Source organism: Stenotrophomonas sp. SMYL86 (assembly GCF_036320025.1).
In the GTDB taxonomy this organism is placed as follows: Bacteria; Pseudomonadota; Gammaproteobacteria; order Xanthomonadales; family Xanthomonadaceae; genus Stenotrophomonas; species Stenotrophomonas maltophilia_A.
On the sequence record NZ_JAWIRU010000014.1, the window covers coordinates 104,578 to 113,567 of the forward strand.

Sequence of the window (8,990 nt, forward strand, 5' to 3'; positions counted from 1 at the left end):
AGGCCACCGCGCAAGCAAAAGCGAAAGCAAAAGCCGCATTCCGAGAGATGGCGGGGGGGGGGGGGGGGGGGGGGGGGGGGGGGGGGGGGCGCGGGGGGGGGGGGGGGGGGGGGGGCGGGGGGGCGCGGGGGGCCCCCCCCCCCCCCCCCCCCCCCACCCCGCCTTCGACAGACTTCTGCGATCTGTTGATCCATGCGATGCGTGGATGGATCTCTATCGAAATCGAATGTTTCGAGAATTGAACGAAGAGCATCCACGCATGGCGTGGATCTACCGTGTCGACCAAGGTCGACACCTACCAACAGCCGCCGGAATCTGTCAGAGGTGGGGCGGTGTCGGAGTGCGGGGTGTCAGCCGCATGGATGCGGCTGCCAAGCCTACAGGGACGTACTTGCGGCGTCCCCGCACTCCGACACCACCCCGCCAAACCACGGAAGCCAGCTCTTGCCTTGGCTTTTGATCTGGCCTCTGCGGGTGCAGGGCGCAGCCCTGCCGAAACCCACCCTCAGGAACTGCAGGACAGCATCGAGCAGCCGGCGCGGTTGTCTGCCCACGCCGGGCGCTTGCCGGCGAAATGCTCCAGCCCGGCACGCTCGGTGTACGGATCACGCAGCACGTCCTGCAGTGCGTGAACGCCACCGAGGTCGCCCTGCTCTGCACGATCGATGGCTTCCTGCGCCAACCAGTTGCGCAGCACGTACAGCGGATTGGCCGCGGCCATCTTCGCCGTGCGCTCAGTGGCCGACAGCGGATCGGCCTGCAACCGTGCCGCGTAGTCCTGCAGCCACTGCTGCAACGGCGCCTGCACCGCCTGCTGGCGCGCCTCGTCGTAGTACACCGCGTCCAGCAGCGCCGCATCCGGTGTCGCCGGATCGAGGCGCATCAGCGCGCGCCAGGCCAGGGTCATGTCCATGGCACCGTCCTGCATCAACTGCTGCCAGCGCAGGTAGAGCTGCAGGTCGTCATCGCCGGCAGCGGCCAGGCCCAGCTTGGCTGCGGCATCGCGACGGGTGCAGGCCACGAAGGTGGACTGGTAGGCCGCCAGACCGGCCTGCAGCGGCGCCACATCGGCGAACAACGGCGACAACGCCTGCGCCAATCGGCTCAGATTCCAGTACGCCACCTGCGGCTGGGTACCGAAGCGATAGCGGCGGCCCTGCGCGTCGGTGGTGTTCGGCGTCCAGTCCGGATCGAAATCCTCGACCCAGCCGTAAGGGCCGTAATCGAGCGTGAGGCCGAGCACGGACAGGTTGTCGGTGTTCATCACGCCATGCACGAAACCCACGCGCATCCAGTGCGCGATCATCTCGGCGGTGCGCACCGCGATCTGCGCGAACCAGTCGCCATACAGCGCCTCGCCCTGCCCTTCCAGTTCGGGGAAATCGCGAGCGATGCAGGCATCAACCAGCTGCTGCAGCAAGGCGGTTTCCCCGCGCGATGCCGGAAGCTCGAAGGAACCAAAGCGCAGGAACGACGGCGATACCCGGCACACGATGGCACCAGGCTCGGCGCGCGGATGACCGTCGTAGAACATGTCACGCACCACGTCGTCGCCGGTACCGACCAGCGACAACGCGCGCGTGGTCGGCACCCCCAGATGGTGCATCGCTTCGCTGCACAGGAATTCGCGGATGGACGAGCGCAGCACTGCGCGCCCATCGGCGCCGCGCGAGTAAGGCGTGGGGCCGGCCCCCTTCAGCTGCAGCTCCCAGTGGCGGCCATCCGGCGCGACCAATTCACCCAGCGAGATCGCACGGCCGTCGCCGAGCTGGCCGGCCCAATGGCCGAACTGATGGCCACCGTAGTTGGCCGCCCAAGGCTGCATGCCTGCATACAGTGCGTTGCCACCGAATACACGGGCGAAGCCTTCGCTCTCGACCTCAGCGGTATTGAAGCCAAGCATTTCGGCCACGTCCGGCGCCCAGGCCAGCAGCGTGGGCGCCGTCACCGGGGTCGGCATCACTGGCGACCAGGCTGCGCCCAGCACTTCACGCCTGCGCGGGCCGGATTCGGGGTCGCCCGGCAGGGTATGCAGCAGGCGGTTGTCGAAACGGGGGCTGTCGGTATCCATGGTGCTGAAGATGGGGGCGACGGCCGCCCTCCTCAATTGCCGCTGAGCGCCTGCAGGTGGCCGCCGTGGGCCTCGGCACGCTGGTAGGCCGGGCGCTCACCGATACGCTTGAGGAAACCACACAGTGCCGGCTTGTCGTCGAGGCCACCACCGCGCGCGGCAGCGGCCTGGATCGGGAAGCTCATCTGGATGTCGGCCGCACTGAAGCGCTCGCCGGCAAACCACGGGCTTTCGGCCAGGCGGCGCTCCATCCAGTCCAGGTGCAGGCGCCGCTGCGGACCGATGAAGCCGCGCTCGGCCTTGTCGGCGATGCTGCGTGCGATCGGGCGCGCGAAAAACGGCATCGGCGCATTGCGGATGCGGCCCATCACCAGGGTCAGCAGCAGCGGCGGCATCGCCGAGCCTTCGGCGTAGTGCAGCCAGTAGCGGTAAGCGATGCGCTCGGCACCCTCGGCGGGCGTCGGCGACGGCGACAGCTGGCGCTGGGTGTCGTAGCGGTCGGCAAGGTAATCGAGGATGGCGCCGGATTCGGCCAGCACCAGTTCGCCATCCTGCAGCACCGGCGACTTGCCCAGCGGATGCACGTTGCGCAGTTCCGGCGGCGCCAGCAGCGTCTTCGGATCACGCGGATAGCGGCGCAGTTCGTAGTCCAGCCCCAGTTCCTCCAGCATCCACAGCACGCGCAGGGAACGGGAGTTTTCCAGGTGGTGGACGATGCGCATGGGGGGTGATCCTTGGGGAGGCCCACATCGTACCGCGCGCAGTGCATGCCCTTTGTAGAGTCGAGCCATGCTCGACTGGCTTTGAGAACAGTCGAGCGTGGCTCGACTCTACAAAAAACGGCGGGCAATAAAAAACGCCGGAAGCTTTCGCTTCCGGCGTTCTGGCTACCAAACGGTAGCAGACGGATTAGACCGCCTGCACCTGGTCAGCCTGCATACCCTTCTGACCCTGGACGGCGATGAAGGTAACCTTCTGGCCTTCCTGCAGGGTCTTGAAGCCGGTGCCCTGGATGGCACGGAAGTGCACAAACAGGTCCGGGCCGCTTTCCGGGGTGATGAAGCCGAAGCCCTTGGCGTCGTTGAACCACTTGACGGTGCCGGTCTGACGATCAGACATTTGACTAACTCCTGAAACACATGTTGAAAAAATCGCAGCCACCGGGTATCGGGGCCGAGACTGAGTTGCAGGCGTTGGTAAAGCGGATCGATGAGCGGATCGTGAGATCAACTGCACCAGGCCACGATTCACGGTGACCCTAGCAAACACAGTGGGACGAACGATACGCGTGTTTTCTGCAAAAAGCGATAGCCCGGACGTTCATGGGCAGACCCCGCCCGCTAGACGTGACAAGGGCTGGCAGCCGATCGAGGCTAACTCCGAGTCCCCATTCAGGATTTTCCTACCCTACACTGGGTAAATGACTGAAGCTGAAACCCAAGCTGAACCCGCTCTCCCACGCATCTGGGTAGACGCGGACGCCTGCCCCACCGTCATTCGCGACATCCTGTTCCGTGCCGCTGAACGCGTTGGGATCGAGCTGACCCTGGTCGCCAACCAGTGGATCCGGACCCCGCCCTCACGTTGGCTGCGCTCGATCCAGGTCCCCCAGGGCCTGGACGTGGCCGACAGCGCCATCGTCGAGCGGGTCGCCGCCGGTGACCTGGTGGTCACCCAGGACATCCCGCTGGCCGCTCTGGTGCTGGAGAAGAAGGCGGTGGCGCTGAACCCACGCGGCCAGCTGTACACGCCGAACAACATGGCCGAGCGGCTGTCGATGCGCAATTTCATGGAAGAGCTGCGCGGCGCCGGGGTGCAGACCGGGGGCCCACCGCCGCTGGGCCCGCGCGACCGGCAGCTGTTCGCCGCCGAGCTGGACCGCTGGCTTGCGCGGCGCCCGGTTCGCTGAACGGCCCTACCCGCTCTGGCCCGGCAGGCACAGGCGACGCTGACTGCTGAACCGCCTGGGCTCCCCACTCAATGGATCGTCGAAGGCCAGCCCCTGCGCCAGCAGCTGCAGGGGTGACTCGACCGTTTCATCCGGGCGCGGCCTCAGCTGCGGATACAGGTCATCGCCCTCGATGGGGGCGCCCAGCATCGCCATATGCACGCGCAGCTGGTGCTTGCGGCCGGTTTCCGGCCGCAACCGGTAGCGCCAGACCGGCCCCTCGGCCTCGATCAGCTCGATCCGGCTGCGGGCATTGGGCTCGCCCGGCACTTCGGCCATGCGGAAGAACGGCTCCCCCGGCACCAGACGACTGTCCCGCTGCAGCGGAAACGCCAGCCCCGGCAGCGCCGGTGCCAGCGCCTCGTAGGTCTTCCCGATGCGCCGCTCGCGGAACAGCCGCTGGTAGGCATCACGCGTGCCTGCCTGGGTGGAAAACAGCACCAGGCCGGCGGTCAGCCGGTCCAAGCGGTGCAGCGGCACCAGCTCGGTGTTGCCGGTGCGGGCGACCAGGCGCGACAGCAGGGTTTCCCGTACATACCCACCGGCCGGCGTCACCGGCAGGAAGTGCGGCTTGTCGGCCACCAGCAGGTGCGCATCCAGATGCAGGATGGTCTCGGCGAAGGGAATCACCGGCTCGTCGGCCACCTCGCGGAAGTACTGGATTTCCAGCCCCACCTGCCAAGGCATGTCCGGCGCCAGTGCCCTGCCCTGCGCATCCTGCACGCGGCCTCGGGCGAAGCGGTCCTGCCATTGCGCACGGTCGATGCGCGGGAAACGCGCGCACAGGCCATCGAGCAGGCTGGACCAGTGGCCGGGTGGCAGCTGCAGGCGGCTGGGCAAGGTCATGGCGTCCACTCCGGCCACGGGAAAGAGCGCAAGAGTGCCACCGTTGACGCTGCGCAGACAGACCGGCAACGGACACCCCTGGAGCAAACCTCTATCATTGTCGTCTTTAGTCCACGGACCCCCCATGGCCCTCACCGCCACCATCCGCAAGGCCGAACTGCAGATCAGCGACATGGATCGCGGCTACTACGCGACCCACAACCTGACCCTGGCCCAGCACCCGTCCGAGACCGACGACCGCCTGATGGTGCGCCTGCTCGCCTTCGCGCTGAACGCCGGCGACCGCCTGGAATTCGGCCGCGGCCTGAGCACCGATGACGAGCCCGATCTGTGGGAACACGACTACTCCGGCGACATCCTGCAGTGGATCGACCTGGGCCATCCGGACGAATCGCGCATCCGCAAGGCCAGCAATCGCAGCCGCCAGGTGCAGGTGATCAACTACGGCGGCAACGCCTCGGAGATCTGGTGGGGCAAGCAGAGCAAGGGCCTGGCACGCTTCGACAATCTCTCGGTGGTTGATCTGGACGGTGAATTCGTCGAGCGCTGGGGCCAGCAGATCCAGCGCGCCATGCGCTGGAGCGTGCTGATCCAGGACGGTGAAGTGCAGCTGCTCAACGACCAGATCCAGCTCGACGTGATCCCGAACTGGCGCAAGCGCGCCAAGGCATGAGCACGATCCGTTGCGACGTGGTTGTCATCGGCGCCGGTGCGGCCGGGCTGATGACCGCGATCACGGCTGGCCAGCGCGGCCGCCAGGTGCAGGTGATCGACCATGCCAACAAGGTCGGCAAGAAGATCCTGATGTCCGGCGGTGGCCGCTGCAACTTCACCAACACCGGCACCACCCCGGCCAACTTCCTGTCGGCCAACCCGCACTTCTGCAAGTCGGCACTGGCGCGCTACACGCCCTGGCACTTCATCGAGCTGGTCAGCAAGCACGGCATCGCGTATCACGAAAAAGAGCTGGGCCAGTTGTTCTGCGATGTCTCGTCCAAGCAGATCGTGAAGATGCTGGTGGACGAATGCCAGGCGGCAGGCGTGCAGGTGCGTACCGACTGCAGCGTGCAGCGCATCGAGCATGGCAGCGATGGATTCCGCGTGCACACCACGCAGGGCCTGTTCCATTGCGCCTCGCTGGTGGTGGCCACCGGCGGCCTGTCCATTCCCAGCATGGGCGCCACCGGCTTCGGCTATGAAGTGGCCCGACAGTTCGGCCACCAGGTGCTGCCGACCCGCGCCGGGCTGGTGCCGCTGACGCTCAGCGGCAAGCACCAGGAACGGCTGGCCGATCTCAGCGGCGTCGCTCTGCCCATCGAGGCGCGCTGCAACGGAAAGAGCTTCCAGAATTTCATGCTGCTGACCCATCGCGGCGTGAGTGGCCCGGCGATCCTGCAGATCTCCTCGTTCTGGCAACCCGGCGACGCGCTGGAGCTGGACCTGCTGCCCGGCCAGGATGCCGGCGAGTGGTTGCGCCAGATGAAGCGCGAACGTCCTGCCGCCGAGCTGCGCACGGTGCTGGGTGAGGTACTGCCGAAGCGGCTGGCACAGCGGTTGTGCGAACACTGGCTGCCCGACCGGCCCGTGCGCCAGCTGGACGAGCCGGTGCTGCGCCAGGCCGCACAGCTGCTGGGCGCGTTCCCGCTGGTGGCCAGTGGTACCGAGGGCTACCGCACCGCCGAGGTCACCCTGGGCGGCGTGGATACTGCCGAGGTCTCGTCCTCGACGATGGAATCCAAGCGCGTACCCGGCCTGCATTTCGTCGGCGAGGTGCTGGATGTGACCGGCTGGCTGGGCGGCTACAACTTCCAGTGGGCCTGGGCCAGCGGCCACGCAGCCGGTGGCGTGGTGTGAACCACATCGCCGTTCGATGCGTGCAAGGGGTGCGCGCATGGACGGTTCGCCGCGCATCGTGTATCTAGATTTGCAGATTGGGGAGCAGTGCATGCAGAACGCGAACGACATCACCATCCGCCTGCTGATCGTCGATGACAGCGGCGAGAATGCCGAAGCCATCGTCAGCACGCTGCGCAACAGCGGCATCGCGGTACGCCCGTGGCGTCCGCAGGATGCAGCCGAGCTGGCCCAGGTGCTGGCCAGCCAGGCCATCGACCTGGTGCTGGCTTCGCCCTCCCAGGGCATCCCGCTGCCACTGGTGGCCCAGCATATTGCTGCCAGCGGCAAGGACATTCCACTGGTACTGCTGGCCGAGCGCATCGACGAGGACGAACTGGTGCAGGCCAGCAGCCATGGCATCCGCGCCCTCGCCCTGCGCCAGCGCCCCGAGCACCTGCTCGCCGTGGTCCGCGACCAGTGGGTGGACCTGCAGGCACGCCGCGGCCTGCGCCGCATCGAGGCGCAGATGCGCGAGACCGAGCGCCGCTGCGACGCGCTGATCGCCTCCTCGCGCGACCCCATCGCCTACGTGCATGAAGGCATGCACATCCGCGCCAACGACGCCTATCTGGAGATGTTCGGTTACGAACATTTCGACGACATCGAAGGCATCTCGCTGCTGGACATGGTCGCCGCCCAGCATGTGGAAGGCTTCAAGCAGCTGCTGAAGGGCCTCAGCCGTGGCGAGGCGCCGCCGCCCCAGTACCAGCTCGACGCGCGCCACGAGGATGGCAGTGCGTTCCCGGCGACGATGGAGTTTGCCGCTGCCACCTACGAAGGCGAATCCTGCCTGCAGGTGGTGCTCCGCCGCCGCATGGAATTCGACCCTGAGCTGGCACGTGAGGTCGAGGACCTGCGCCAGCGCGACCAGGTCACCGGCCTGCTCAATCGCCCGACCTTCATGCTGCAGCTGGAAAGCGCGGTGGCCCAGGCCGGGCGCAGCGAAGGCCAGTTCGGCCTGCTGCTGATCGAGCCGGACCACTACGCGCGCCTGCTGCCGGACATTGGCCTGGCCTCGGCCGACACCCTGATCGGCGCGCTCGCCGCGCTGCTGGCCGAAGTCGTTGGCGAAGACGCGCAGCTGGCCCGCTTCGGCGAACACAATTTCGCCGTGCTGCAGGCCGGGCCCTATGCGCAGACCGTGGCGCTGGCCGAGCGCATCCGCGAAGCCTACGCCGCGCACGTCTTCAGCATCGGCGCACGCTCGGCCACGGTAACGGTCAGCATCGGTGGCGTGCAGGTGGGCGAGAAGATCGCCAGTATCGGCCAGGTGCTGGCACGCGCCAGCGAATGCACGCAGGCCGCCGCAGAACTGGGCAACACCTGCCGCATCTTCGACCCGGCCGCCGCCGACCGCGTGGAGGAAGAACGCGTGCTGCGCTGGGTCGCCCGTATCCGTGAAGCGCTGGCCGGTGACGGCTTCCAGCTGCACTACCAGCCGGTGCTGAACCTGCAGGGCGAGTCGCTGGAGCTGTATGAGGCCTACCTGCGCCTGGAGCACAACGGCGAACTGCTGAGTCCGACCGCGTTCCTCGGTATCGCGGAGGAGCACGGCCTGCTGGCCGACATCAACCGCTGGGTGGTGTCACGGGCCATCGCGGTGCTGGGCCAGCGTGCACGCGAAGGCCATGCCACGCAGATGCTGGTGAAAGTGACGCCGGAATCCTTCGACGACCCGCAAATGATCGCTACCCTGCGCCGCGAGCTGCAGGCTCAGGGTGTACCCGGCGAACGGCTGTGGCTGCATGCGCCGGAAGCGAAGGTGTTCACTCACCTGCGCAGTGCACAGCAGTTCCTTGCCGAAGTAGCACCGCTGGGCTGCCGCATCGGCCTGGAGCAGTTCGGTTCGGGGCTGGATTCGTTCCAGCTGCTGGCCCACTTCCAGCCGCAGTTCCTCAAGCTGGACCGTGGCTTCACCAGTGACCTGGCAGCCACCCGCGAGAACATCGACCGCATCAGCCAGATCACCGCGCGCGCGCAGGAAGCCGGCATCCGCACCATCGCCGAGTTCGTCAGCGATGCCAATTCGATGACGTTGCTGTTCAGTGCCGGCGTGGACTACGTGCAGGGCGACTTCGTCGGCCCGGCGTTGCCGGAGATGGGCTTCGAGTTCGGGTGACCGATGGTAGTGCCGGCCGCTGGCCGGCAGCTGCAAGTACCCGTGGTTGCCGGCCCGCGGCCGGCACCCCCCAAAGAGAAGGGCGGGGTTCGCCGGCCGCGTGGGTTGTG

Annotated in this window: 8 protein-coding genes; 4 read left to right on the plus strand and 4 right to left on the minus strand. The window is 67.1% G+C overall.

Going from position 1 to position 8,990, the window contains the following annotated elements; genetic code table 11:
- Positions 1-505: 505 nt before the first annotated feature.
- From V3B64_RS15525 to V3B64_RS15535, 3 genes are all read right to left on the minus strand, one after another.
- The gene (locus V3B64_RS15525) at positions 506-2,071 is read right to left on the minus strand and encodes a protein adenylyltransferase SelO (protein WP_121503059.1); all 1,566 of its coding nucleotides are present in this window, start codon (positions 2,069-2,071) and stop codon (positions 506-508) included.
- Between the two features lie 32 nt (positions 2,072-2,103).
- On the minus strand, positions 2,104-2,793 hold the full coding sequence (locus V3B64_RS15530) for a glutathione S-transferase (RefSeq protein ID WP_107432454.1): 690 nt from the start codon (positions 2,791-2,793) through the stop codon (positions 2,104-2,106).
- Between the two features lie 187 nt (positions 2,794-2,980).
- Positions 2,981-3,190, minus strand: coding sequence for a cold-shock protein (locus V3B64_RS15535; RefSeq protein ID WP_004153307.1), 210 nt, complete (start codon positions 3,188-3,190; stop codon positions 2,981-2,983).
- A gap of 301 nt (positions 3,191-3,491) precedes the next feature.
- On the opposite strand from V3B64_RS15535, the gene V3B64_RS15540 reads away from it, so the two are divergent.
- Positions 3,492-3,980 carry a YaiI/YqxD family protein gene (locus V3B64_RS15540; protein ID WP_010484520.1) on the plus strand — a complete coding sequence of 163 codons (489 nt, stop codon included), beginning with the start codon at positions 3,492-3,494 and terminating at the stop codon, positions 3,978-3,980.
- Between the two features lie 6 nt (positions 3,981-3,986).
- Here V3B64_RS15540 and V3B64_RS15545 read toward each other — a convergent pair whose 3' ends face one another.
- The gene (locus V3B64_RS15545; RefSeq protein WP_329914423.1) at positions 3,987-4,865 is read right to left on the minus strand and encodes a pseudouridine synthase; all 879 of its coding nucleotides are present in this window, start codon (positions 4,863-4,865) and stop codon (positions 3,987-3,989) included.
- 124 nt (positions 4,866-4,989) lie between these two features.
- Here V3B64_RS15545 and V3B64_RS15550 point away from each other — a divergent pair, with 124 nt between their 5' ends.
- From V3B64_RS15550 to V3B64_RS15560, 3 genes are all read left to right on the plus strand, one after another.
- On the plus strand, positions 4,990-5,538 hold the full coding sequence (locus tag V3B64_RS15550; protein ID WP_121503056.1) for a YaeQ family protein: 549 nt from the start codon (positions 4,990-4,992) through the stop codon (positions 5,536-5,538).
- On the plus strand, positions 5,535-6,719 hold the full coding sequence (locus V3B64_RS15555) for an NAD(P)/FAD-dependent oxidoreductase (protein WP_132809922.1): 1,185 nt from the start codon (positions 5,535-5,537) through the stop codon (positions 6,717-6,719). The genes V3B64_RS15550 and V3B64_RS15555 overlap by 4 nt, the downstream gene beginning before the upstream one ends.
- 91 nt (positions 6,720-6,810) lie before the next feature.
- Entirely contained in the window at positions 6,811-8,880 is a 2,070-nt protein-coding gene (locus tag V3B64_RS15560; RefSeq protein WP_121503054.1) for an EAL domain-containing protein, read from the plus strand.
- Positions 8,881-8,990 lie beyond the last annotated feature (110 nt).